At 50.9% G+C, this 22824-nt stretch carries 27 protein-coding genes and 1 other annotated feature; of the genes, 11 read left to right on the top strand and 16 right to left on the bottom strand.

Annotated elements, in window-relative coordinates:
• Nucleotides 1–137: 137 nt before the first annotated feature.
• The 7 genes from AC0YN4_RS15945 to AC0YN4_RS15975 all read right to left on the bottom strand — a co-directional run bounded on the left by AC0YN4_RS15945 (nucleotide 138) and on the right by AC0YN4_RS15975 (nucleotide 8020).
• Nucleotides 138–1781 (bottom strand): putative polysaccharide biosynthesis protein, encoded by a 1644-nt coding sequence (locus AC0YN4_RS15945; protein ID WP_475782085.1) that lies wholly within the window; start codon nucleotides 1779–1781, stop codon nucleotides 138–140.
• A gap of 21 nt (nucleotides 1782–1802) precedes the next feature.
• The gene (locus AC0YN4_RS15950; RefSeq protein ID WP_475782086.1) at nucleotides 1803–2525 is read right to left on the bottom strand and encodes a ThuA domain-containing protein; all 723 of its coding nucleotides are present in this window, start codon (nucleotides 2523–2525) and stop codon (nucleotides 1803–1805) included.
• Nucleotides 2526–2544: 19 nt separating this feature from the next.
• Nucleotides 2545–3021, bottom strand: a complete 477-nt coding sequence (locus AC0YN4_RS15955; RefSeq protein ID WP_475782087.1) for a DUF456 domain-containing protein — start codon at nucleotides 3019–3021, stop codon at nucleotides 2545–2547.
• A 7-nt stretch (nucleotides 3022–3028) separates the two neighbouring features.
• On the bottom strand, nucleotides 3029–3781 hold the full coding sequence (locus AC0YN4_RS15960) for a Cof-type HAD-IIB family hydrolase (protein ID WP_475782088.1): 753 nt from the start codon (nucleotides 3779–3781) through the stop codon (nucleotides 3029–3031).
• Between the two features lie 431 nt (nucleotides 3782–4212).
• Complete coding sequence (locus AC0YN4_RS15965; protein ID WP_475782089.1) at nucleotides 4213–6300, bottom strand: peptidoglycan D,D-transpeptidase FtsI family protein; 2088 nt, start codon at nucleotides 6298–6300, stop codon at nucleotides 4213–4215.
• A gap of 22 nt (nucleotides 6301–6322) precedes the next feature.
• Nucleotides 6323–7504: a transglutaminase domain-containing protein gene (locus AC0YN4_RS15970; protein ID WP_475782090.1), complete on the bottom strand. Its 1182-nt coding sequence runs from the start codon at nucleotides 7502–7504 to the stop codon at nucleotides 6323–6325.
• A 60-nt stretch (nucleotides 7505–7564) separates the two neighbouring features.
• Entirely contained in the window at nucleotides 7565–8020 is a 456-nt protein-coding gene (locus tag AC0YN4_RS15975) for a hypothetical protein (RefSeq protein WP_475782091.1), read from the bottom strand.
• A gap of 185 nt (nucleotides 8021–8205) precedes the next feature.
• Here AC0YN4_RS15975 and AC0YN4_RS15980 point away from each other — a divergent pair, with 185 nt between their 5' ends.
• From AC0YN4_RS15980 to AC0YN4_RS15990, 3 genes are all read left to right on the top strand, one after another.
• Nucleotides 8206–9411 (top strand): MFS transporter, encoded by a 1206-nt coding sequence (locus AC0YN4_RS15980; protein ID WP_475782092.1) that lies wholly within the window; start codon nucleotides 8206–8208, stop codon nucleotides 9409–9411.
• Between the two features lie 127 nt (nucleotides 9412–9538).
• Nucleotides 9539–9667, top strand: coding sequence for a hypothetical protein (locus AC0YN4_RS15985; RefSeq protein ID WP_475782093.1), 129 nt, complete (start codon nucleotides 9539–9541; stop codon nucleotides 9665–9667).
• A gap of 109 nt (nucleotides 9668–9776) precedes the next feature.
• A complete protein-coding gene (locus AC0YN4_RS15990) occupies nucleotides 9777–10151 on the top strand; it encodes a DNA primase (protein ID WP_090984743.1) in 375 nt (124 codons plus the stop codon).
• A gap of 26 nt (nucleotides 10152–10177) precedes the next feature.
• On the opposite strand, the gene AC0YN4_RS15995 is transcribed toward AC0YN4_RS15990, so the two are convergent.
• Genes AC0YN4_RS15995 through cyoE form a run of 3 tightly spaced genes read right to left on the bottom strand, consistent with a single transcriptional unit; the run spans nucleotide 10178 to nucleotide 12598 of the window.
• A complete protein-coding gene (locus AC0YN4_RS15995; protein ID WP_475782094.1) occupies nucleotides 10178–11104 on the bottom strand; it encodes an AEC family transporter in 927 nt (308 codons plus the stop codon).
• 1 nt (nucleotide 11105) lies between these two features.
• Nucleotides 11106–11726: an SCO family protein gene (locus AC0YN4_RS16000; protein WP_475782095.1), complete on the bottom strand. Its 621-nt coding sequence runs from the start codon at nucleotides 11724–11726 to the stop codon at nucleotides 11106–11108.
• 11 nt (nucleotides 11727–11737) lie between these two features.
• Entirely contained in the window at nucleotides 11738–12598 is an 861-nt protein-coding gene (cyoE, locus tag AC0YN4_RS16005; RefSeq protein ID WP_475782096.1) for a heme o synthase, read from the bottom strand.
• A gap of 218 nt (nucleotides 12599–12816) precedes the next feature.
• Between cyoE and AC0YN4_RS16010 the strand changes: the two genes are divergently transcribed.
• Together AC0YN4_RS16010 and gerQ are read left to right on the top strand one after the other, a co-directional pair.
• Complete coding sequence (locus AC0YN4_RS16010) at nucleotides 12817–13239, top strand: cell wall hydrolase (RefSeq protein ID WP_475782097.1); 423 nt, start codon at nucleotides 12817–12819, stop codon at nucleotides 13237–13239.
• A 45-nt stretch (nucleotides 13240–13284) separates the two neighbouring features.
• Nucleotides 13285–13809 (top strand): spore coat protein GerQ, encoded by a 525-nt coding sequence (gene gerQ, locus AC0YN4_RS16015; RefSeq protein ID WP_475782098.1) that lies wholly within the window; start codon nucleotides 13285–13287, stop codon nucleotides 13807–13809.
• On the opposite strand, the gene AC0YN4_RS16020 is transcribed toward gerQ, so the two are convergent.
• Nucleotides 13784–14083, bottom strand: coding sequence for a hypothetical protein (locus AC0YN4_RS16020; protein WP_475836172.1), 300 nt, complete (start codon nucleotides 14081–14083; stop codon nucleotides 13784–13786). The two genes, gerQ and AC0YN4_RS16020, sit on opposite strands and share 26 nt — an antisense overlap.
• A gap of 193 nt (nucleotides 14084–14276) precedes the next feature.
• Here AC0YN4_RS16020 and AC0YN4_RS16025 point away from each other — a divergent pair, with 193 nt between their 5' ends.
• Nucleotides 14277–15263 (top strand): metal-dependent hydrolase, encoded by a 987-nt coding sequence (locus AC0YN4_RS16025; protein WP_475836173.1) that lies wholly within the window; start codon nucleotides 14277–14279, stop codon nucleotides 15261–15263.
• Between the two features lie 179 nt (nucleotides 15264–15442).
• On the opposite strand, the gene AC0YN4_RS16030 is transcribed toward AC0YN4_RS16025, so the two are convergent.
• Entirely contained in the window at nucleotides 15443–15673 is a 231-nt protein-coding gene (locus AC0YN4_RS16030; RefSeq protein WP_475782101.1) for a small, acid-soluble spore protein, alpha/beta type, read from the bottom strand.
• Between the two features lie 117 nt (nucleotides 15674–15790).
• On the opposite strand from AC0YN4_RS16030, the gene AC0YN4_RS16035 reads away from it, so the two are divergent.
• Complete coding sequence (locus AC0YN4_RS16035; RefSeq protein ID WP_475782102.1) at nucleotides 15791–15967, top strand: DUF5325 family protein; 177 nt, start codon at nucleotides 15791–15793, stop codon at nucleotides 15965–15967.
• Nucleotides 15968–16013: 46 nt separating this feature from the next.
• Here the strand turns inward: AC0YN4_RS16035 and trpS are convergent, their stop codons facing one another.
• Nucleotides 16014–17003 carry a tryptophan--tRNA ligase gene (gene trpS, locus AC0YN4_RS16040; RefSeq protein ID WP_475836174.1) on the bottom strand — a complete coding sequence of 330 codons (990 nt, stop codon included), beginning with the start codon at nucleotides 17001–17003 and terminating at the stop codon, nucleotides 16014–16016.
• Between the two features lie 78 nt (nucleotides 17004–17081).
• Nucleotides 17082–17335 (bottom strand) — a binding site (T-box leader).
• Nucleotides 17336–17507: 172 nt separating this feature from the next.
• On the opposite strand from trpS, the gene AC0YN4_RS16045 reads away from it, so the two are divergent.
• The 3 genes from AC0YN4_RS16045 (at nucleotide 17508) to AC0YN4_RS16055 (ending at nucleotide 19081) form a co-directional block, all read left to right on the top strand.
• Nucleotides 17508–18431 carry a permease gene (locus tag AC0YN4_RS16045; RefSeq protein WP_475836175.1) on the top strand — a complete coding sequence of 308 codons (924 nt, stop codon included), beginning with the start codon at nucleotides 17508–17510 and terminating at the stop codon, nucleotides 18429–18431.
• 12 nt (nucleotides 18432–18443) lie between these two features.
• Nucleotides 18444–18770, top strand: a complete 327-nt coding sequence (locus tag AC0YN4_RS16050) for a DUF1980 domain-containing protein (protein ID WP_475782105.1) — start codon at nucleotides 18444–18446, stop codon at nucleotides 18768–18770.
• 104 nt (nucleotides 18771–18874) lie between these two features.
• Complete coding sequence (locus AC0YN4_RS16055; protein WP_090984719.1) at nucleotides 18875–19081, top strand: alpha/beta-type small acid-soluble spore protein; 207 nt, start codon at nucleotides 18875–18877, stop codon at nucleotides 19079–19081.
• Nucleotides 19082–19146: 65 nt separating this feature from the next.
• Here AC0YN4_RS16055 and AC0YN4_RS16060 read toward each other — a convergent pair whose 3' ends face one another.
• Entirely contained in the window at nucleotides 19147–19557 is a 411-nt protein-coding gene (locus AC0YN4_RS16060) for an O-methyltransferase (RefSeq protein WP_475782106.1), read from the bottom strand.
• 248 nt (nucleotides 19558–19805) lie between these two features.
• On the opposite strand from AC0YN4_RS16060, the gene AC0YN4_RS16065 reads away from it, so the two are divergent.
• Nucleotides 19806–21065 (top strand): methyl-accepting chemotaxis protein, encoded by a 1260-nt coding sequence (locus tag AC0YN4_RS16065; protein ID WP_475782107.1) that lies wholly within the window; start codon nucleotides 19806–19808, stop codon nucleotides 21063–21065.
• A gap of 87 nt (nucleotides 21066–21152) precedes the next feature.
• Here the strand turns inward: AC0YN4_RS16065 and AC0YN4_RS16070 are convergent, their stop codons facing one another.
• Both AC0YN4_RS16070 and AC0YN4_RS16075 read right to left on the bottom strand, forming a co-directional pair.
• Nucleotides 21153–21812 (bottom strand): SGNH/GDSL hydrolase family protein, encoded by a 660-nt coding sequence (locus AC0YN4_RS16070; protein ID WP_475782108.1) that lies wholly within the window; start codon nucleotides 21810–21812, stop codon nucleotides 21153–21155.
• A gap of 13 nt (nucleotides 21813–21825) precedes the next feature.
• Nucleotides 21826–22785, bottom strand: a complete 960-nt coding sequence (locus AC0YN4_RS16075; RefSeq protein WP_475782109.1) for an alpha/beta fold hydrolase — start codon at nucleotides 22783–22785, stop codon at nucleotides 21826–21828.
• Nucleotides 22786–22824 lie beyond the last annotated feature (39 nt).

Genomic DNA, 22824 nt, shown 5'->3' on the forward strand with positions numbered 1-22824 from the left:
GAATCGATAATAACAGTAAGCATGAATTTCTCCACAACCTGGGCCACTTTTTCAATAAAAAAACTCCTCTCCAGCGGTAAAAAGACTAAGGTCCATTTTACCATGAAGAGGAATTTGTGGGAATAACAATCCAGTATTTATGAGCGCGCCGCAACTCGCATCAGCGGGTTCAGCAGCTTGCGCAGCGGCCCCGGGAACTGCCGAACATCTTCGGCCTTCACGACACGAAGAAGCACAAGCAGCGCGACATAGAGTCCGAACGAGATGCCTCCTGCAGCGATACAGGATATCAGGAAGGTCAGCTTAGCCGGGATCCCGCTGATATAGTGTCTGCATACATAATCGATGAGCCAGCCTGCGCCGGATGCCGCCACGATCGTAATGGCATAACCGACCCAACGCCGTCCGAGGATAGACAGCGAAATTTCCTTGCGAATGGCGCGGAAATTGAGCGATGCAATCGTCATAAAGCAAATCGTCGATGAGAGGATCAGACCGTAAACGCCCATGAACGGCGCCAGAGCCAGGCTCGTCACAACCTTTACGACAATACCGATCAAAGCATGGCGCATCGGCATATGCGGCTTGTTCATGCTGGTTAGAACGGTATTGCTAGTCATCATCGTTATTTGGAAAATCGTTCCGGCCGTCAATGCAGCAATCGCCAAACTACCGCCTGTATTCGCGAAGAGCAAACCATTAATCGACGTAGCGGCAATCGTCATAATGAGCGCAACCGGTACGCCTGTAAAGACAACTATGCGCATGACGAGCGAGGCTTGACGCTCTACCTCTGTCATATTACGCACGGAATACGCAGCGGATATGACCGGGATCATCGATTGACTGAGCGCGATCGCCAGAATCGGTGGAATGCCCGCCAACGCCTGCGCCTTTAACCCAAGCCAGTCCAGCGTTTGACGCGCATCATCGGCGTTGTAATACCCGTGCGTCAGCTTCATGAAGAGCGACGTGTCAAAGAAATAAATAAATTGCACGGTCATCGAGGTAATGACGATCGGCACTGATATTCGGAACATTTCCTTATAAATCGTCTTAAATGACAGAGGTGCACGACCCGTCTTAGCAGCCGATTTCGTCTCCGCCACCGGAGCTCCGGCTTTCTCCAGCGCATCATGTCTGCGCAGCTTCCTGGCGTAGAATAGCATCACGCAGAAAGCGCCGACACTCCCGAACACACTCCCGAAGGTCGCAGCAGCGGCAATCCAGCTCTGTCCCCAGCCCCAAGCAAGTACGATATAAGCTAAGCCTACCGCTGTAATAACACGGAGAATTTGCTCAATGATTTGAGAGATGCCCCCGGCTGCCATAAGCTGACGACCTTGGAAGTATCCTCTCATCATCGCAATGATCGGGAAGAACAGCAGCGCAGGCGCAATGGCCCGCACGGCCAAATCAGCGCCGGGGTTCTCGGCGATATGCGTCGCATAGAATGGAGCAAATACAAGCAGCAGAATCGTGATGACCACGCCGGTAATTGAACCGAATATGAGCGCCGCTTTGTAAATCCGCTTCGCTTCATCCGGACGGCCCTGTGCATACCGCTCAGAGACCATTTTGCTGATTGCGCTTGGGATGCCTCCGGTTGCTACGATAAGAAGCATTAAATAAATATTATTAGCGACGGTAAAATAACCGCCGCCGTTGCTGTCTGTCATATAGTCCAGCGGAATGCGCTGGAAGATCCCGAGAAACCGGGCGACCAGCGCTGCCGCTGCGAGTATGATAGTGCCTTTGATTAAAGAATCCTTTTTAACCATTGGTTCTCCTGACCACTAACTTTATTTCGCTTTGATAACTTCAAGCGGTTGATGGTGACCCCGAACCGGTGCTGCCGCATTGGATGGAGCCGCCCAGCGGATACCGTTCTTAATTACTTGAAGGATCGTTTCGTTGTAATAAGTCGGGTAAGTCTCGTGACCGGGGCGGAAGTAGAACACTTTGCCTTGACCGCGGTGCCAAGTGCAGCCGCTGCGGAATACTTCGCCGCCTTCGAACCAGCTGACAAATACGAGATCATCCGGCTGTGGAATGTCGAAGTGCTCGCCGTACATTTCTTCGCGTTCCATCTCGAAATGCTCCGGAATGCCTGCGGCGATCGGGTGAGCCGGATTAACGGTCCAGATCCGCTCCTTCTCATCGGCTTCGCGCCATTTCAGGTCGCAGCCTGTGCCCATGAGCTTCTTGAAGATCTTAGAGAAGTGACCGGAATGAAGCACGATCAGACCCATGCCATTCATAACGCGTTTATGTACACGCTCAACGATCTCATCTTCCACTTTATCGTGAGCCATGTGGCCCCACCAGATCAGAACGTCCGTATTCGCAAGCACTTCCTCCGTCAAGCCGTGCTCAGGCTGTTCCAATGTAGCTGTCGCTACTTCGAAGCCGTCCGTGCCGATACCTGCTTTAATAGCGGTATGAATCCCATCCGGATAAACCTTAATGACGGCCTCATTGGATTTCTCATGCATAAACTCGTTCCATACTGTAACTTTAATCAACTTCGTCTGCCTCCTCAAATTAGATCCAAATGATAAAAATAATAATCATAGCCGCTTGCATAATAAATTTGGCGACCATGCTGGAGAACAACCCAACTACCGCACCAAGCCCTGCTTTGAGGGCCTTGTCCACTTTCGCGCCGGCAAACAGCTCACCGATTACTGCGCCAAGCAGCGGTCCAAGAATGATACCGAAGGCAGGAATGACGAATGGTCCGATAATCAATCCGATCGTACTGCCTATCACCGAGGCCCTGGAGCCTCCATACTTCTTGACGCCCCACGCACTGACGGCATAATCCGCGATAAACAGCGCAATGACGATGAGTGACTGGATCGTCCAGAACCAGAAGCCAAACGGAGAGAACGAGATAAAGAAGCCATAAACGAAGAATGCCGCGTAGATCGCAAGCGCACCCGGCAGAATCGGATAAATGGCTCCGGCCATACCAATCACAAACAAGATGATGACTAAGATCCAACCGGCTATCTCCATGCTGTACTCATCCCCTCAGCACATAGTCCTGAATCACTCGCGCAACCGCATCCTCATTGTGATGCACCGTGACGACATCCGCCGCAGCCTTCACTTCGTCCTGCGCATTGCCCATCGCAACGCCTAGACCCACGGCTCGGATCATCGCGATATCGTTCAAGCTGTCGCCCATTGCGGCAACCTCCGACATGTCGATGCCAAGCAGCGTGCACAGCTCGCGAATGGCCGAAGCCTTGGATACACCTTCCGGATTCATCTCCAGATTCCACGGCGAGGAATTCGTAATCTCCAGCCCGCCCCAGCTTGAGGTCTCTCTCAGAATAGCTTCGCGCGTTGCCGCGTCCTCGGTGTGATAACCGAATTTCAGCCAATGATGATTCTCGTAATCGCCGGCAGGCTCGATCCACTGTTCCTTGTTGTAGATCCCCATCGTGGAATAAGCCCAGTACCAGCATTCCGGATACTTTAATGCTTCCTCGTGGAGACGCTTCAACGTTGATGCCGACATCAGTGTGCGCTTGTGAAGCACATGCGGACGCTTCCAAATTTCCCCGCCGTTCACCGTAATCATCGGTGTATCCAGCTTCAGCTGCTCTGCATAAGGCAGTGCGCTCGGAAAGCCTCGTCCGGTCGCGAAACAAACGGTTACGCCGGCATCCAGCGCTCGGTGAATCCACTTCGCATTCTCACTGCTAATCTCTTGCCGATCGTTAAGCAATGTTCCATCCATATCGAGTGCGACTAGCTTGATTGTTCCCATGAAGCCCTCCCTATAAAGCGAACTGCAAATACTGCAACCGATCAATGTACCAATTTTAGCACACTCTGAACAGAATCCAAACCTGCTCCATGAACGTCCGCGGCAATCGCGCCTCGTTACTTTTCTAATTATAGTGAGTCCTGCACGTAAACGCGTTATTCAATCTTGTGCTTTTTGTGTTCCATCTTGCTCTTATACCCCTAGAAGTGTACCGGTAAGAAATAAAATAGCGTACAGCAAGCGACGAAGGGCGGCGTGCTTCTTGGAACGGCGCATATGGATCCCTCCTTGCGGTATTGGATGGCATCCTTTCATGTTTTATCTTATGCAAAAATGTTTCTCATGTGCAACTTATTCCCCATTAAAAAGGCTGCCCCGAAAGCCAACTTGACTTCGGGACAACCCTCATGTATCGCTGTGAAATGCTCATCTCATTGTGTCGTATCCGTCTTGCCGTTCTCCGTTGTCGTACCTGCCGGAGTTCCGGCGGTACCGTTCGTCGTTGGTGGCACAGGTGCCTTCGCCGGAACCTTCGGCTTCTTCGGCACGCCGTTCATCCCGATTGCATCGTCATACGCGTCGAGAATCTTACGCGCAACAGGAGCCGCGCCATAAGCGCCAAAGCCGCCTTCCGGAATAACAACCGCTACCGCAATAACAGGGTCTTCCGCAGGGGCAGACGCGATAAACACGGAGTTCTCAACGGTTGCTCCACTAACTTGCTGCTGCGAAGTACCGGTTTTCCGGAGCACCTTGTAAGGTGCGTTGTTGAACTCAGTTACGCTAACATTCGACATGCCATCCTCGATCTCATCCCAATATTTCTCCGGGAAATTAACGGTATTGAGCACCTCAGGCTGAAAGCCCTGCACAACCTTGCCATCCGCATCGCGGATTTCCTTCACGAACTGCGGCTTCATTCGTTTGCCATGGCTGGCAAGCGTTGCTGCATATTGGGCAAGCTGCAGCGTCGTATATCGTCCCATCTGGCCGAAAGAAGCCAGAATTAATGCAGACTGCACACTGGCAGCTTCTTTCTCGTGGAAGTACCCGATAACGCCTTTGCTCTCGTTATGAAGTCCGCTTTCGGTATTTACGCCAAGGCCGAATTGTTTCACGTAGGAATCCCAGATCTCTACGCCGTTCTTCGGCTCTTTTCTGTAAAGCGCATCCCCGACCATCTTGGCCATGAAGGGGTTGGAGGATTTCGCGATGGCTTTGGCGGGATCAAGCACACCGTACACATGCCCTTTGGCATTCCCGATTCTGCGGCGGGTTGAGCCTTCCCGACCGTAAAAGAACGAGCCGGTATCTGTATAAGTTGTCGTCGTTGTGAAAAGCTTCTCGTTCAGCCCGATCAGGATAGACAACGGCTTCTGCGTGGAACCAAGGAAAACGACGGAAGATGGATGCTTACGCTGCTCCTTCGGATCGCTATAAGGACCGATTACCGAGCTGATCGTACCATTCTGCAGCACATACTGAATGCTGTCATAATCATCCTTGCTGATCGTGCCGCCTTCCCAGATGTTCGGATTGTAATCCGGCATGCTGGCCATCGCAATGATTTTACCGGTCTTGACCTCCATCGCTACCGCGTAGCCGGTCTTCGCATTTTTCTCATGGCGATCAGGATCCGACGTCGTTTGCAGAAAATGAAGCTGATCCATGATTGCTTGTTCCGCTGTTTCTTGAACATTACGATTGATAGTCAGATAAACGTTATCGCCTTTATCCGGCTTCGTAATGACCGGCGGTCCAATAACTCGGCTTGCGGCGTTCACCGGATACGTCTTCAATCCGTTCTTGCCCCGCAGCACGTCCTGGAACATATACTCCAGCCCGTCGTAGCCGACATCCTCCTGCTGCAAATATTTCAGGCGAGGATCATCGGTTTTGGCGCGATCCTTATACAGATTGTTCTCTGCACCGCCGCCGAATTTCTTCAGGTAGCCGACTAATTGGACAGCAAACTGGCTCGTATCGTAATGCCGAATGCTTTCCTCTACAATATCGATCCCTTGATACAAGTCGCGGTTCTCCATGAAGTAGGCAATCTCCTGCTGAGTCAAACCACTCTTGATGCGCCTAGGGACAGTGACCGTATTTTTCTTGTAGTCCAGATCCATATTTTTAATAATTTGCTCTAAAGACACGGCAGCCTTTGGGTTTCCGTATTTCTGAAACACGTCAAACAGCTTCTGAGCCATGGCGATCGAATCTGCCTTCTTCGTTCCCGGCTCTATGCTGTAATGGAGCGACTGGGTCGAAGTCGAATAGGCAATCGGCGCACCGCCCGAGTCATAAATATTGCCGCGAATCGGCGGGATCAGGACATCCTTCGAGCCCCGCTTCTCTTCTTCCTCACGCAGAGAGGGCCCTTCAACAAACTGCAAAATAGCTAATCGAACAATAAGTACACTGAATACGAAAAACGTAGCAAAAAAGAATAAGTTCAACCGGAACGAGAAATGTCGCCGGTTCACAATCTCCCGCTTCTGCGGATCATCCTGCACCACTGTAAATCTCCTTTCTACACGGTCAAGTTTCCCTTATATGCGTGCTCGAGAACCCAGCCGGGTTAAACCAATCGCCTGAGGAGGCCCATGTTGCGTCAAGCGGAATCCAAGCACCGCTGCTTGCCAAACGCACCTCATTCCAAGCATGGGGTCCATAACTGCCGTTGCCTGTTGCGCCGAGTCCCGTAACGACACGCACATCAAGCCCGACTGAACGCGCCATCACCGCATACAATCTAGCCACATCTATACAGACGCCTTTTCGGGTATCAAAAGTTTCAGTTGGCGTTTGTTCTTTCCAAACACCTTGCTCTACATAATTATTGGCTTTATCCCAGTCATATGCAATACGTGATCCGATCCAATCATAGAGTGCCCGCGCCTTCGCCTCGTCATCATCCGATTGTTTCGTCACTTCTGCCGCAGCGGCCTCAATGTTGGCAGGGACCGCTGCATCGATAACCTCATATTTGCGCTGCAGCACACGGCGAAACTCCGCCTGAACCGCGTCGGTAATGACCGGTCCGCGCTTCAGCACATCGCCTGCAACCGGGTCCAGCAGCTCCGCTGCCGTCTTCGCGTAAATCGCAGACGCCCGAATGGCATCCGCTCCAAGCGCATGAGGAGCAAGTGTGACATACACAAACAGCACGGCAATAACAAGAAAGGCTCGTCCTCCGCCCAGCAGTGCGCCGATTAATGCCCCGGTCGTCCTGCTCGCAGTTCCGGAGAGCTTGCCATAAGCGGAAGCCCGGCCCTGCCGAATGACCTGATCCGCCTGGTTCGCCGGCCGCACCAGCGCATCATAGAGCATGTAGCATAGCGGCTCCAGCAGCCGAAGCAAGTATCGGACGAACGAGTACAAGATCAGAAACAGCACGCCGAAGCGAAGCAGCTCAAAGTCACGCAGGCTGGTCACTACCGTGTACCATAGCTCTTTCCCAGCACTGAGCTCTTCCTGCGGCACGACGATGTGTCTGGCTTCCAGCCAATCACGGATTACCGGCGATAGCCGCGAAGCCCCTTTACCGGCAAGCACAAGCGCAATCACGACCGAAATCGCTTGCCAAATAAAAAAGAAAAGGTGCTTCGCGGATCCCGACGCACCTCTTCTCATGCCTTGAATGAATGAGCCAAGCAGGATAATCAGCACCATGAGCGCAACCGGTTCCGGTTTCAATAAGGGAGCGACCCAAGCATTCATGATGAAGCCTCCTTCCATCGCCTAAACGTAGACTTGTCCATAAACTTGCCTTCGGCTAGACTAGACGTTCTTCTTTGCTTGATCAATTAAGGATTGGATTGTCGCATCAATCTTCCAAGTGCCAAGCGGCGTACCGCGGAAGGTCACTTTCACTTCTTTCTCACCAGGTGTTCCGTCCAGCTCTAAGTTCTTGGTTTTCACCGTAAACGTACCGTCGCTGTTCGTCGTAAATGTAGCATCCTGCGCTTCGCCGGCCATCGCTGAGATTGCCTCTTGCTTCACGCTGTCCGCAACCTTCGTACCGAGCTCGGATCCGAGATTCTTCAATTCTTCAAGCGAATGTCCGCTATAGAATACGACGCCTGCAAGAATAGCCACCACGATCAGCCATTTCACGACCGTCTTTACGATACGAACGACGATGAACAGCACAACCAGCGCTATAACCAGAAATAGCCATTTGTCCTTGAAGAATTGTACGTACGTGTCCAAATCATAGTTAAAATCCAAGCCCATCGATTGGTCTCCTCCATTATACCTGCCAAAAAGTCTACATACAAAACATTATAACCCATGACCCTACCACCGTAAACCAACTGAACGCCGTGAGACATATCACGGCCCGGCCAAGCGTACAAGTAGTAACATACTGTCCACACCGATATCGCTGCGCGCTTATGCAAATCCGAAGGAGGATTCCCGTGAAAACTGCGATTTGGCTGTATTTGTTTCTGTTTGTGGCATTCTTTGATCTACATGCCCAGTATCCCATCTTGACCCCATTTGCCGTCTCGCTCGGCGCGGCACCGTCCTTTATCGGGCTGATGATGGGACTTTACTCCATCACCCATCTGCCGGGCAATCTCATAGCCGGTTATGGGGTCGACCGTTTCGGCAGCCGGCTATTCATCGTCTTCAGCCTGGCTGCTGCCGGCGGCATCCTGCTGCTGCAAGCCATGGTGACGAATCCATGGCAGCTGCTTGTGCTCCGATCGATTAGCGGATTCGTACTCGCCTTTCTGTCACCGGCCTGTATGTCGCTGCTCGCACGCATTGCTACAAGCCAAATCCGGCAGCGCAAGCTCATGGCCGGCAATGGCCTTGTGCATACCGTCGCATCGGTAATCTCGCCTGCAGTCGGCGCTTATCTCGTTGCCCAGATTGGCTTCACGACGGCTTTCACCGTGCTCGGCTGGATTCTGATCGCGACAGCTGCTTGCGCGATGTTCTTTATCCGCGAATTAGCGCCTCTGAAAGCTACTACGCCGGAGTCCACAGCGCTGGCAACGCAAGCGAATGCTGAGGCGCTTGGCATGCGGGGAGCCGCGAAGGAGCCGGCACCTCCCATACCATGGCTGATCTTCACGTTGCCCATTGCCATGAGCTGTGCCCAAGGCATCCTTTCCTTCGAGCTGCCGCTAATGTCGACCACGAAGGAAGGAATGATGACAACAGGGCTCTTGTTCTCCGTCGTCAGCCTTGGCGCACTGTTCACGCTCAGCATGCTGTTCCTCAACAAGCTCTCGCCGTTTCTTCGCTCATTATGGGGAGCCTTCATGCTGGCACTTACTTATTTCGCCATTGCAGCCGGTGTCCCGCTTCCCTTCATGGTCATGCTGTTATTCGTCGGCATGGCCAAAGGCGTCATCTTCCCGGCACTGTCCTCGCTCCTCATCGAACGAAGCGGCGGGACCCGATATGGCCGGATGTTCTCGATCTTATCCATCGCCTTCTCCATCGGCGCCTTCATGGGCCCGATGCTTGCGGGGCAGTTACGCGAATTTATCTCCCCTTACTACATTGCTTTCCTCAGCCTCATGATCGCCGTTTGCGTGCTCCCCTTCTATGCTTCGCCTACCAAAGCAGGTGGATCAAGCTCCAGCGCCCATTTTTCCGGAACTGGGTAACTGCACAGGGCTGTTATCACTCAGGGGCATACATTACAGTGTGGCAAGAGGCTAGAATGCTTTACACAGTGAAGCAGAGCCCCAAACGCCCTGTTAGACATCATGCGAAAGAGGGGTGACATTCACAATGTCTCAATTCGTAGATGCTGATCGCGGAGGACATGGCCATCATGGCGCATTTACTTCTGCTGGTTCCATCCTGGTGCTTTTCATCCTGCTCGTCATTGTAATTTGCGGCTGTGGCGGCTGGTACTAATCCACATCCCCAAATCACGGACATAAACGGCTTGCCTAACGGCAGGCCGTTTTTCGTTTTCCATGTCCCGTGGAATATAATAAGATGGTGGAAAGAGGTGAGAATTGCGATGGATGATATCGCCATCATTGTAGAGGGCAAGAACGACAGAAGCCGGCTGCGCCGTGTGCTTGCGGAGGAGACACCGATTTTCTGCACGATGGGCACGCCGGGTGTCAACCAGATCGAGAAGCTGCGCCGACAGGTCGGCGACCGTCATGCATACATTTTCACCGATAATGATGCATCCGGCAGACGAATCAGAGGCATGCTGCGGGATGCATTCCCGGATGCCGATCATATCCATACGCGGCGCGGGTTTCCTGGTGTAGAGAAGACCCCTGAGGAATACTTGATCGAGCAATTAGAAAAAGCGGGCCTCGAGGAATACATCGTGTATCCTGCTCAAGGCACCGCCCTATGGAGTAAAGAAGATGGATTCTAAGGATTCAATCCTATAATAGCGAGAAGCTAAACGTTCAATACGAAGATCACGAGCGTAACCGTTACAATACTTAAGACAGTTGAAGCCAACACAGCCTGCGAAGCAAATTCCTGCTCGTTGTCGAACTCTACTGCGAGCAGCACACTGGAAAGCGAGGTTGGTACGCTGGAGGATACGATGAGCGCCTTTGCCATCAGCCCATCCAGTCCAAGCATCCACACCACGAGAAACGCCAGCACCGGCCCCAGTAAGAGACGCATGCTGCACGAAATCAGCACTTCCTTCACCATGAAGCTGTGAATGGAAAACTTCATACTCCCCAGCTGAACGCCAAGCGTAACAAGCGCCGTACCGATAAAGGCGTTAGCCGAATAATCAAGCGGTACGGATAAGGCATGAGGGATCGGTACATGAAAACCTCGCATCAGAAACCCAAGTGGAATCGCATAGATGACCGGCTGCTTAAGAATCGTCCGTATAATCTCCTTGCCGCTAATTCGGTGTGCGTTGACGCTGTAGATCCCGTAGGTGTTCGGCAGCAAGGCCTGCAGCATCATAATCAGCACTTGAATCGACAACGTGAACGGATTAGAGGCAAATACAAGCTCATTGAGCGGAATCCCGTAATTCGCACTGTTATAGAACAGCACGCTGTTTCGCATCGCCCCGCGCCTTCCCCCGGCAATTCCCCGCAGCCGAATGACTGCTTCCACACAGATATACATAAGCCCCATAAAGATAACGAAGAACAACAGTACGGTCATCGCCGATTGCAGCGTTACCTCCGTCGTATACAGTAATTTAAAAATAATAGCCGGTGAAAACAAGTAAAAGTTCAGCTTGGATAAGGTTTTGATATCCAAAGAAAAAACCCGATGCAGCGTGATGCCTATAGCAATCATGACTGACAACGGGATGATGTTGTTCCATAATATCGATAAGAATATGGCCATGCTACTCTTCTACCAATGCGTCTATGACGTTAACAATCTTCTCCGGACTTTGCGTTTCGTCGATCGAACCCGTTAAATATTTGCGAACAACGCCTTTCCGGTCAACGAACGTGATCGTGTCCGTATGCGTGAATAGGTTTGTTGCCTCATCTTTGAGAAGTCCGAGGCCAAAGTCCTTCATCAGCTGCTTCGTTTGTTCCTCGCTGTCATCCCGGAGGAACTTCCAGCCGCTCGCATCGATGTCAAACTTGCCGGCGAATTTCCGCATCGCCTCGGCCGTATCGCGCTTCGGATCGAAGGTGATCGACATGAATTCCACGTCTTTGCCGAAGGTTCCGTTCTCCTTCAGCTTGTCCTGCACCTGTGTCATCAGATAAGTCGTAGGCGGGCAGATGTCCGGGCAATTGGCATAGAAGAAGTAAATAACACGCACTTTACCTTCGGAATCGTCAAGCGTTACTTCCTTCCCATCCAAATCCGTCAGTTGAAAGCTCGGTGCCTTCAAATTCTGATCCAAATTCGGCTTCGCATCTTTCGATGAGGAGAGGTACAAGTAAATCGCCATGACCAAACATAACGCCAGCACTGCAATTGCAAATCCGTATTTGCGTATAATAGGCATGAATCGCCCTCCTAACCGATGCCGTTCGTATCGACGATCATGACTAGAAATACGATCATCAAATAGTTAATGGAAATAATAAAATTCGTTTTCGCCCATTTGTTGTTATCCTGCGCCTTAAGACCGATCAACGTGTGAACCAGCCAGAGCACACCGCCGAGAAGCGAAATGATAAGAAACGCATAACCAACGTAACCATAAGTGAAGAACAGAATTCCTGTCGGAATCAACAGCAGAATGTACGGGTTCATTTGCAGCTTCGTGCGATGAACGCCTTTGACGACCGGCAGCAGCGGGAAACCTGCCGCGCGATACTCTTCCACCCGTCTGATTGCGAGCGACCAGAAATGAGCAGGCTGCCACAGAAACAGGAGTGCAAACAACAACCATGCGCCTTCATCCACAACGCCGGTTACAGCGCAGTAGCCGATTACCGGAGGCATCGCGCCTGAAACGCCGCCAATGGACGTGCTCCAAGTCGAAGTGCGCTTCAGCCACATGGTGTATATGACGACATACACGAAAAACCCAAGCAGTCCGAGCCAGCCGCTCAGCGCATTCACCATGGTGAACAGCACGGTAACGCCTGCAATACCAAGCACGATCCCGTACACCAATACATTAGTCGGACTCAGACGATTCGTCGGAAGCGCGCGATTCTTCGTGCGTTCCATCTTCTTGTCCAGCTCACGATCCCAGTAATTATTAATGACACATGCCGAAGCCATCGTGAGGACCGATCCAATCAGCATGTAGAGCAGCAGCAACCAATCAATATCCCATTTGGAAGCGACCCAAAACCCGCCAAACCCCGCGAAAGCATTCAATCTTACTAGGTTCGGTTTTGTCAGGGCCACATATTCTTTAAACACAGCCAGTCTCCCCGCTTCCAATGCCTATGAGTGAAAATTAACCCATCTTTTTTGTTTTAAAATCGTTCTTTATCATACCGAAAAAACAAGCTGTTGACAATGTTCGCGGTTCTTGTTCATGAATTTGACACCTTATGGAACCATTTTGCCCATATCTCAATACACTATCAATGTGGTTATTGGCCCACTTGATGGAAAGGAAGTGGAACTCAAGCGATATGGCAGCTATTAAATCCAACTCCGAAGAAGTCAAACTGCTTGCAAGGCTCCTCCGCGCTGAAGCTGAAGGCGAAGGCAACCAGGGCATGTTGATGGTAGGTAATGTTGGTGTCAACCGTGTGCTGGGCAATTGCATCGACTTCAAAAACATTCGCACCATTCAACAGATGGTATACCAAAGCCCCGGGGGATTCGAAGCAACGCAGAAAGGCTACTTCTATCAAGCTGCCAGAGACAATGAGCTCGCACTGGCCAAACGCGTCATAAACGGTGAACGCCTGTGGCCTTCAACGAACGCATTGTGGTACTTCCGTCCGGCAGGCAGTTGCCCTCCAACATGGTGGGATCAGAGGCTCGTCGGTAAATTCAAGGCACATTGCTTCTATTCTCCGAAACAGAGCGAGTGCCCGGCAGTTTATTAATGATCCTTTTAAAGTTGATAATGCGAAAGCGAGGAATTAATTCTTATGTCAAACGGTTATGGGTACAATACAGCGGTTAGTCCAGCAAATACGGGAGGGTTCCCGGGCGGGGGGTATGGCGGCTACGGCTACTACCAGCATCCGACAGCGACACCAATGCCGACAGCGGTGCCAACACCTTTCGTTGCAGGTGCTTCTATGGCTCCGCCCATGGTACCAAGTGGTTCATTCATTACACCGTCCGGCGGTAATGTCGTAACGGTTCCGGTTAGTGAAGAGTCTTATGTAGAGAATATTCTGCGGATGAACCGCGGTAAAATGGCAACCTTTTATATGACGTACGAGAACAACCGGGAATGGAACGCCAAAGTATTCCGCGGAATCATCGAAGCCGCTGGACGCGATCATATCATTATCAGCGATCCGTCGACAGGAATGCGTTACTTACTGCTTACGCTTAATCTCGATTACGTTACATTCGATGGCCCGATCAACTACGAATATACGTTTAACGGCCAAACGATTACGAATACGACGCCGGTAGCTACTCCGGTACCGACAGGCCGCTAATCGGCTTAAAGGTCCAAGCATGGACTTTAGGGACGCCGCCCGGCACCCACTGTGACATCTCCCGCCAAGAAGAACGCTCCCCGCAGCGTTCTTTTTTGATGTCCGTCGCTTCCTGCTCGCTCGCCGCTTCCCACATCTCAACGAAGAGAAGCGGCTGGTCGGTGCCCTCGTACAGCTTGAACGCTTCGCCATTGCCGGGCTTGTCCGCAATCCAGCTACGATATAAGGATTCACTTTCAGGTGCAATATGATACTCAACAAAGCAGATATACATGTGCCATTCTTCCTTTCGACAGCAAAGTTATTGAGCCTCTCGGGGCCCAAATCCGAGTTAACAAATATTTATTTATAATCGCCCACGATTCGGAAAATACTTAAGCGTACAAATAGAAGTATCAACTTTCTTATTTTTACACAGATTGAGCATTTCCACACCAAGGCATATTTAACACGAGGAGGTTCCCTGTATGGATAGCGGAACGCATTTGGTCATGGGACTAGGACTCGCAGGGCTCGCCTCTGTTGATCCCGCCGTCGCCTCTGACCAAACGCTCTATGCCGCCGTGCTGATCGGCACAGTTCTTGGTTCACAAGCTCCCGATCTCGATGGATTGCTGCGCTTCAAGAGCAATGCGGCTTACATCCGAAACCACCGCGGCGCATCACATTCCCTGCCGGCCATTGGCATCTGGACCGCGCTAATCACCCTGCTGCTCCAATCGATATTTCGCTTTCAGCTTCCATGGCTCCATCTAGGGGGCTGGGTACTGCTCGCTGTCGTCGTCCATGTATTCGTAGACTTGTTCAATACGTACGGCACGCAGGCGATGCGGCCGTTCAATCAGAAATGGATTTCGTGGAACATTATCCATATTTTCGACCCGGTCATCTTCTTGGCTCATCTCATTGCGATCGTAATGTGGGGGCTTAAGATCGGAAATCCGCAAATCGTATTCCCGCTGCTCTACGCCTTCTTAATTGTCTACTATTGCTGGCGAACGGCAGCGCATTACGCGCTTCAGAAGCAGCTCGTGCGTATCGATACCGTGCATGAGGCCGGTGACCGTTATATCTTGATTCCAACCATATCGCTATATGATTGGAATGTCGTGAAACGCCGCGCTGACGACTCCTTCTTAATCGGTGATTATCGGCAAGGCAAGCTGCGCTGGATGGATCGAGCCAAATGCTCTGATCATCCCGCCGTTGAGAAGTCTAAGAACGATCATTCCATTCGTGCCTTCCTCTACTTCACCTCTTTCGCCTGCGCCGAGGTGCAGGAGCATCCTTGGGGCTATGAAGTTCGCTGGTCGGATGTGCGTTATCGTCATCGCAAGCAATATCCATTTGTCGGGGTGCTGCTGATGGATACAGAGTTTAAAACACTAGGCTCCTATGTCGGATGGCTAAGCGAGGATCGGCTGCAGAAGCGGCTGAGAATGAATACGTATTGACTTAGAGAAGCCTCTTCTTGCACAATAGAAGAGGCTTTTCGCTTGTTATCGTTTAGGAAGCTTATTCGAAAGAAACAATAAGTACATTTGATTCTGTAAACATACAAAGCAGAAGCTCAAGGTTGCCCTTGAGCTTCTGACTGTTACTCTTCGGTAATTATTTGTTGCTTAGCAGCGTTCTAACGGTAGTTGGATTGACCCGATAGTTGCTGTTCCGCAATTTGGACGAGTTTACGAGTGATGTAACCGCCCAATGAACCTGCGTCTCGAGTCGAGACGTTGCCATAGTAGCCGTCTGAAGGAATTTGAATACCCAACTCTTGCGCTGCCTCAAACTTCATTTGTTGAAGCGCTGCGGTTGCTTGCGGTACGACCAGCGTATTGCTGCTACGAGATTGTTGTCCTGCCATGTGGAATTTCTCCTTTCATCTCTTACGATGGTGTGTTGCAAACTTATTATGATTCGTTTGCGAGAAGAATATGCTAAAGTTTAAAAACAATTTTATAAGGTTAAGGAGAGTGCGCAAATGTCGAAGCCAATGGCTTTGTTTTTCGCGGTTTTATCGGTATTGCTCATGAGTGCCACAGCTATTTCCATTAGCTATAATGGGTGGGTTGCCGTGCTGATGTTCATATTGACCATCTGCAGTATCGGTGCCGGGTTCGTCGTTAATGCCAAAATGAAACGCCGCAATCAAGGATGAAGCCTCCCTTGGCTGCGGCGTTAAGCTTTCTTACAATATAGGAAACTTAAGAACGCGGCAGAAGGAAGCCCATTCTCTCTTTCGCATCACGAAGCGTCTTATCGGCAATGACGGATACACGTTCCGCACCTTGCTTGAGAATCTCATGAATTTCGCCCGAGCTGCGGATTTCCGCATAACGCTGCTGCAGCGGCTCAAGCTTTGCAACGACATGCTCTGCCAGATCCTTCTTGAACGCGCCGTAACCTTGCCCCTCATATCGCGCTTCGATTTCATCAAGCGTAAGCCCCGCACAGTGCGAGTAGATGCTCATCAGGTTGCTGACTTCCGGCTTCTCAGCCGGATTGAACTTCACCTCGCGGCCGGAATCGGTCGTTGCACGGCTGATTTTCTTGCGAATCACATCAGGAGGATCAAGCAGCGCAATGTAGCTGGCCGGGTTTGGATTGCTCTTGCTCATCTTCTTCGTGCCATCATCGAGCGACATAATACGTGCGCCGACTTTCGGAATATACGGCTCCGGAATGGTGAACATATCGCCGTAGCGCTGATTGAAGCGCTGCGCCAAGTCGCGCGTAAGCTCCAGATGCTGCTTCTGGTCGTCGCCAACCGGAACAAGGTCTGCATTGTACATGAGAATGTCGGCAGCCATCAGCGTCGGATAAACGAACAATCCGGCACCGACGGAGTCTTTGCCTGTCGATTTGTCTTTGAATTGTGTCATCCGCTCAAGCTCGCCCATATAGGCAAGCGTCGTAAACAACCAGCCGAGCTCCGCATGCGCAGATACATGAGATTGCGCGAATACGCTCGCCTTAGCAGGATCAATACCTGCCGCGATGAACAGCGCCGCAACCGATTCCGTTTGCTCTCTTAGTGCCGCGGGCTCCTGAGGGACCGTAATTGCATGCAAGTCTACGACCATGAAGAAACATTCATGGGTTTCCTGAAGTTTAACAAAGTTTTGAATCGCACCGATGTAGTTGCCGAGTGTCAATTGACCGCTTGGCTGGATGCCAGATAATACGCGTGGCATAGTCGGTTCCTCCCTTATGGTTGATTGGTTGTGATCTTGTTGTACTGCCAAATTTGAACGCAAAAAAAGCCCTCCGCCGCAAGGGACGAGGACCGTGGTGCCACCCTAATTTGTTTACGAACAGCGTATGAGAACGCGCTTCTGCTCCGTAAACCTCAAGCTTCCTAACGCGAAGCGAAACGAAGACGCATACGGCAGGTCACTTCGGACCAGCTTTCCTCATCTCTGCTCAAGGATCCATTCGGCAGTCGGACGCATGCACCGGTTCGCACCACCCACCGGCTCTCTGAAGCATTCATTCCCCGCTTACTTATTCCCATCATTGCATTTACGTGAATTATACTCTCTCCGGATGAAATGTCAAGAGCGGCCTGCGCCTATTCTGCCAACGTAAAATTGTCTCCGGACGGCTGTCCTGCTTGGCTCACTTCGAGCATACCTTGTATCGTAGGGAGAGCCTGGACGATCCTCCCTCGCCTCGCCGAAAGGAGACCTCGACTTGCCATGCATGATTTCCAGCATATATTCATCAGCATTATCATAGAAGCCTTCCCGTTCATCCTGCTCGGCGTCTTCTTCTCAGCACTCCTGCAGGTATTTGTTTCCGATGCGATGATCGCCCGAATAACGCCAAACCATCCAATCGTCGGCGTTTTATTCGGCTGTTTGCTCGGACTGCTCTTGCCGCTGTGCGAATGCGGCATGATTCCCGTCGTGAGGCGGCTGATTCGCAAAGGAATGCCGCCTTACATCGGAATGGTGTTTATATTCGCCGGCCCAATCATTAATCCCATCGTATTTGCTTCTACACTGAGCGCTTTCCGCTCCGAGCCCTCCATGGCTTACTCTCGAATCGGACTTGCATTCCTCGTTTGTATGCTGCTTGGACTGCTCATGGTTCGTTTCATGAAACGAAGTCCGCTCAAGCTCGGCATGCATTCGTTTATTGGCGGACGCTCCGGCGAATCGGCTTACGGCCACAACTACAATTATGGCAGCTTGAACAGCGGCTTCCGCGAACGCATTCATGCTACCTTCAACCATGCCTCCGATGAGTTTTTTGATATCGGCAAATATTTGATCATCGGCGCTTTCCTAACGGCCCTTGTCCAATCCGCAGTCAATCCGAGCGTACTGCTGTCGTTCAGCGAGCATCCGGCTGAAGCGAATATCTTCATGATGGGTGCCGCATTCGCATTGTCGCTTTGCTCCACCTCGGACGCTTTTGTCGCCTCGTCGTTTCACGGAATCTTGGGTCCCGGCGCGCTTCTTGGGTTTCTGGTGTTCGGCCCGATGGTAGATGTGAAGAGCTTGCTCATGCTCTTCTCCGCGTTCCGCAGCAAAGTTATTATTGCCATCAGCTTGTACCTGGTAGCTGCTGTGTGGCTCTTGTCCATCGTGACAGAGAAACTCATCTTCAGACAATAAGGAGGCGTGGATATGCTGGCTACCGCGCAGCGACGAGCCGTCATTCATCATCTGATCAGAAGCTGCATTCTCACTTGCTTCGGTGTGTTCATTATCTATTTGGTCCGGACAGGAAGCCTGCTTCAATATGTGGAGCCTGCTCTTGGCCTCTATGTGAAGCTCTCCGCAATGGGTCTCTTCGCTACGGCCATCTATCAGCTTCATTCTGCCTGGGACAGCTGGCGTGGTGTTGATGCAGCCGCATGTGACTGCAACCACGACCCTTCCCACTCCACGATTGCAAATGTCTTCTATTATGGTTTGTTCTTGCTCCCTCTTGCACTTGGCTTCCTATTGTAAAAGGAGAAATAATTGGAAAAAATTACATGCTAAATCATGCCAATTTAATCGTATAAAAGCTTCCAGTGAATCCATACTAAGGGTACACAAAGGAGGTGATTAGGATGGCTTCCAGCTTGGTCGTACCTGGTGCTAGTGCAGCACTTGATCAAATGAAATATGAAGTAGCAAGAAGTCTTGGCATTTCTTTCGCACAAGACGGATACTACGGCGACATGTTAACTCGTGATGCCGGCTATATCGGCGGAAACATTACTCGCAAACTTGTTGAAATTGCAGAAATGCAGCTTGCAGGTAGATCTTCTCGTTAAATCGCCGTATTTAGGCAAATAAAAAGCTGCCCCAGAGTGCCGAGGCAGCTTTTTGCTGTGACTAATTAAGGAGCATCCCGAAAAGAATGCTGTGCAAATTTAGGCGTATAGCGGAACATGCTGCTGGCCATGTTGTAGTTACTCTCGAACAGAATGCTTGCTGACCATGCGCCGGTGCCGGTGCGAACCGAGAAATCATACATGATTTCTCCATGTGTCCAGTTCCGCTTCAGCTTGATGGAATCGATTGCCATCTGCCTGAAGGCTTGTACCTGTTCATGTGTCATCCCCTGCTCAGACTCCCCGATTTGACCGTTTCTGCTTTCAATCGGATGATGACGAATGCCATATTTGCCGACAGCATTATTGCGAATTTGAATGATTACCGTTCCGGCTTGAGCGTGAAGAAGCTCCTCTGCCAATTGCTTAAAGACGTAGTCCACTTGTCGAGTTAAAGGCATTGCGTCCACATTCATAGGTTTCCGCCTCCACGATCCTTATTTAGATGATTTTTCCAAGTCATCCAATAGGCCCATTATAAGACATGAATTTCGTTCGCACAATAATAATTATACAAAAACATTACAAATTTTTGGTTCTTTCGACATCTACCTTACAAATACATCTCCTCCTTTCGACACATTCACCCCGATATAGACGAATATAGACAAAAAGTACTGTGGTGCTATAATATAACTATTCCATATAAAGGAGAGCTTCCATAATGCAATGGTTCCATTCCTTATCTATTCGAAATAAGCTCCTTGTCGGCTGTTACACGATTGTTGCTGCATTTTCCATCGCTCTATTGCTTGGCCTTGCACTTACCGGCGGAAGTCTCATACTTGGATTAGTCATCATTGTACTTGCCGCAGCTGTTACCTTCCCTCTTGTCAAAGTAATCGAGACAGCGCTTACATCATCGATTGATGAAATGACCTCAATCGCGTTTGGTATCGCGAAAGGCGACTTTACGCAGAAGGTGGATGTATCCTCCTCCGCATCGCTCGGCGAACTTGGCCATTCCTTCAACAGCATGGTGGACAAGCTCCGTGATATTCTGAAAGAAACCTCGACGATCTCAAGAATCGTCAACGACACAAGCCGCAGCATCTTTGATAAAAATATTGATTTAAAAAAAGTGATGGAGCAAGTAGCCTCTTCTGCAGGTGAACTTGCAACCGGGGCGAATCAAATTTCCGAGGATGTCGGCGACATGGCTGACTCCATCCGCGAAATTGAAGACAAAGTATCCTCTTACGCTCACTCCACGAAAGTGATGAACGAACGCTCCGAACAGACGCTGAGTTTGGTTGAACGCGGACGGCAAGCGGTTGAGAGTCAGTCGACAGGGATGTCGCGCAACGTTGAGGCAACCTCCCAAGTATCCGAAGCCATTGAAGAGCTGGCACGCAAAGCAGCGGGTATCTCCGCTATTACGCGCACGATTTCGGATTTGGCTGAGCAAACCAACCTGTTGTCGCTGAACGCTTCCATTGAAGCAGCACGCGCCGGTGAGCATGGACGCGGATTCGCAGTCGTTGCCCAAGAGGTCCGCAAGCTTGCTGAGGAGTCCACTTCCTCCACGAAGGAAGTTTTCAATCTAGTCCGCAGCATCGATACGGGCGTTAAACAAGCCATCCAGAACATCAAAGTCAATGAAGAGGTCGTTCAGCTCCAAATGAAGATGCTTCGGGACTCTGAAGTGATTTTCACAGAGCTTGTGACAAGCGTTGAGTTTATTACCGAGCAGATTGCACAATTCTCCGGCGAGAGTGACCAAATGATGGAGAGCGCCCGCAAAATTTCAAGCGCCATCCAAAGCATCTCTGCAATCACGCAGCAATCCGCAGCGGGAACCGAGCAAGTATCTGCATCGATGAACGATCAAATCGGCTCTGTCCAAGCCGTTGTTAACGAAACCGAGAAAATGCAGCAGACGGTTATGCAGCTGCAGCGTACAATGGCGATCTTCAAAATCTAAATACATAGCAGCATAAAGAAGACCTCCCGCTTCAGCCTTCGCTGGTTGATCGGGAGGTCTTCTGTTGTATCGGCAGAAGCAGCTATCTTATAGCCCTTGTGAATAATCGAATCCGACCGCTTGCAGGAAGGCTCTTGCGAGTACCGCATGACCGGCTTGACTCGGATGAACACGATCCCATGCGATCGTCGCCGGGTAGATATGCTCCATAACCCGGTTGAAGGCAGCCTGCGTATCCACAAACAGCGCATCATGCTTAGCTGCCAGATCACGAACGATTGCGCCGTAGCGATCCATCTGAGCTCTCATCGCATCGTTTGGATTCGGTTCAAGGTAGAACGGCGTCATGAGTACAAGCCCTTTCAGCTTCGGCCTTGTCTGAACGATGAGTTCCTCCAGTGTTGCTGCGTACTCTTCCGGGTAAACATGCGACTCTGTAATAAGCGGTGTATCAAATTGGCGCCATACATCGTTAGTGCCGATCATAATGGAGAGCCAATCCGGCTTTAAATCGAGTACATCCGTTTGCCAGCGCGCCTTCAAATCAAGAACTGTATTGCCACTCGTTCCTACGTTCACGACGCGAATATCGCGCTCCGGATATGCTGCTGTTAACAATGCATCAACAGTGCCTACATAACCTTTGCCAATGGCATCGAACAGCCCTTCTCCTACAGGCCGTGCCCGGCCGCAATCCGTGATCGAATCGCCAATCATAACCAGCTTATCCTTCGCTTCTAATAACATGAACGTACCCTCCCTATTCTGCTAAGAAAAATTGCATAATTTTATCATTCAAGCCCGGCAGCCCTTCATGACCAAAGTCCGGGAAAATTTCAAGGCGTTTCGTCGAGGTAATCTTATTATAGGCCGCAAACTGTGTGGACGGTGGACAGATCGTATCCATTAACCCTACGCCCATTAGCACCTCGCCTTGAATCCGGTCGGCTAAATGCTGAATGTCTATGTAACCCAGCTTCGTGAAAATTTCATCTTCGCGCTCATGCTGCGGATCGAAATGACGGAAGTAAGTACGCAGCTCATGGTAGGCGTCCTTCGCCAGATCCATTTCCCATACGCGTCTATAGTCGCTGAGGAATGGGAATACAGGCGCTAGCTTAGCTACTCTCGGCTCAAGCGCCGCGCAGGCAATCGTCAAAGCGCCGCCTTGCGAGCCGCCCATTGCATAGACTCGGCTTGGATCGACTTCAGGCATATTCAGCGCGATGCCTGCCAACTGAGCTGTGTCGAGGAAGATGTGACGGAACAGCAGCTGATCCGGCTCATCGTCAAGACCGCGGATGATGTGGCCTTGATGGGTATTGCCTTTCACACTGCCGGTGTCTTCGGACTTGCCGCCTTGGCCGCGGCAATCCATAGCGAATACGGAATAGCCAAGGGATACATAAGCAAGACGCTCCGTCCAATCGCCGGAGTGGCCGGTATAACCGTGAAATTGAACAACTGCAGGATGTGGCGCTGCCGCGTTCCGAGGACGCGCATATTGCGCATGAACACGCGCACCTTTGACGCCGGTAAAGTAGAGATCGAAGCATTCCGCCTGCGGCGTTTGGAAGGAACTAGGAATAAGTTCGACGGCAGCATCTGTATGGCGCATTTCCGTTAATGCGCGTTCCCAGTATGCATCGAAGTCAGCAGGTTTCGGATTGATTCCTGAATACGTTTTCAATTCTTGAAGCGGCATATCAATGGCTGGCATGTTCTATCCCCTTTTCAACTTATTCCCTTACATGTTACG

Source organism: Paenibacillus sp. J22R3, from assembly GCF_056269305.1.

What these genes read in the sequence shown, in the direction of transcription:
- AC0YN4_RS15945 (WP_475782085.1), bottom strand. Translation starts at nt 1,781, where the DNA reads ATGGTTAAAAAGGATTCTTTAATCAAAGGCACTATCATACTCGCAGCG.
- AC0YN4_RS15955 (WP_475782087.1), bottom strand. Translation starts at nt 3,021, where the DNA reads ATGGAGATAGCCGGTTGGATCTTAGTCATCATCTTGTTTGTGATTGGT.
- AC0YN4_RS15960 (WP_475782088.1), bottom strand. Translation starts at nt 3,781, where the DNA reads ATGGGAACAATCAAGCTAGTCGCACTCGATATGGATGGAACATTGCTT.
- AC0YN4_RS15970 (WP_475782090.1), bottom strand. Translation starts at nt 7,504, where the DNA reads ATGAATGCTTGGGTCGCTCCCTTATTGAAACCGGAACCGGTTGCGCTC.
- AC0YN4_RS15975 (WP_475782091.1), bottom strand. Translation starts at nt 8,020, where the DNA reads ATGGGCTTGGATTTTAACTATGATTTGGACACGTACGTACAATTCTTC.
- AC0YN4_RS15985 (WP_475782093.1), top strand. Translation starts at nt 9,539, where the DNA reads ATGTCTCAATTCGTAGATGCTGATCGCGGAGGACATGGCCATCATGGC.
- AC0YN4_RS15990 (WP_090984743.1), top strand. Translation starts at nt 9,777, where the DNA reads ATGGATGATATCGCCATCATTGTAGAGGGCAAGAACGACAGAAGCCGG.
- AC0YN4_RS15995 (WP_475782094.1), bottom strand. Translation starts at nt 11,104, where the DNA reads ATGGCCATATTCTTATCGATATTATGGAACAACATCATCCCGTTGTCA.
- AC0YN4_RS16000 (WP_475782095.1), bottom strand. Translation starts at nt 11,726, where the DNA reads ATGCCTATTATACGCAAATACGGATTTGCAATTGCAGTGCTGGCGTTA.
- AC0YN4_RS16010 (WP_475782097.1), top strand. Translation starts at nt 12,817, where the DNA reads ATGGCAGCTATTAAATCCAACTCCGAAGAAGTCAAACTGCTTGCAAGG.
- gerQ (WP_475782098.1), top strand. Translation starts at nt 13,285, where the DNA reads ATGTCAAACGGTTATGGGTACAATACAGCGGTTAGTCCAGCAAATACG.
- AC0YN4_RS16020 (WP_475836172.1), bottom strand. Translation starts at nt 14,083, where the DNA reads ATGTATATCTGCTTTGTTGAGTATCATATTGCACCTGAAAGTGAATCC.
- AC0YN4_RS16025 (WP_475836173.1), top strand. Translation starts at nt 14,277, where the DNA reads ATGGATAGCGGAACGCATTTGGTCATGGGACTAGGACTCGCAGGGCTC.
- AC0YN4_RS16030 (WP_475782101.1), bottom strand. Translation starts at nt 15,673, where the DNA reads ATGGCAGGACAACAATCTCGTAGCAGCAATACGCTGGTCGTACCGCAA.
- AC0YN4_RS16035 (WP_475782102.1), top strand. Translation starts at nt 15,791, where the DNA reads ATGTCGAAGCCAATGGCTTTGTTTTTCGCGGTTTTATCGGTATTGCTC.
- trpS (WP_475836174.1), bottom strand. Translation starts at nt 17,003, where the DNA reads ATGCCACGCGTATTATCTGGCATCCAGCCAAGCGGTCAATTGACACTC.
- AC0YN4_RS16045 (WP_475836175.1), top strand. Translation starts at nt 17,508, where the DNA reads ATGCATGATTTCCAGCATATATTCATCAGCATTATCATAGAAGCCTTC.
- AC0YN4_RS16050 (WP_475782105.1), top strand. Translation starts at nt 18,444, where the DNA reads ATGCTGGCTACCGCGCAGCGACGAGCCGTCATTCATCATCTGATCAGA.
- AC0YN4_RS16055 (WP_090984719.1), top strand. Translation starts at nt 18,875, where the DNA reads ATGGCTTCCAGCTTGGTCGTACCTGGTGCTAGTGCAGCACTTGATCAA.
- AC0YN4_RS16060 (WP_475782106.1), bottom strand. Translation starts at nt 19,557, where the DNA reads ATGAATGTGGACGCAATGCCTTTAACTCGACAAGTGGACTACGTCTTT.
- AC0YN4_RS16065 (WP_475782107.1), top strand. Translation starts at nt 19,806, where the DNA reads ATGCAATGGTTCCATTCCTTATCTATTCGAAATAAGCTCCTTGTCGGC.
- AC0YN4_RS16070 (WP_475782108.1), bottom strand. Translation starts at nt 21,812, where the DNA reads ATGTTATTAGAAGCGAAGGATAAGCTGGTTATGATTGGCGATTCGATC.
- AC0YN4_RS16075 (WP_475782109.1), bottom strand. Translation starts at nt 22,785, where the DNA reads ATGCCAGCCATTGATATGCCGCTTCAAGAATTGAAAACGTATTCAGGA.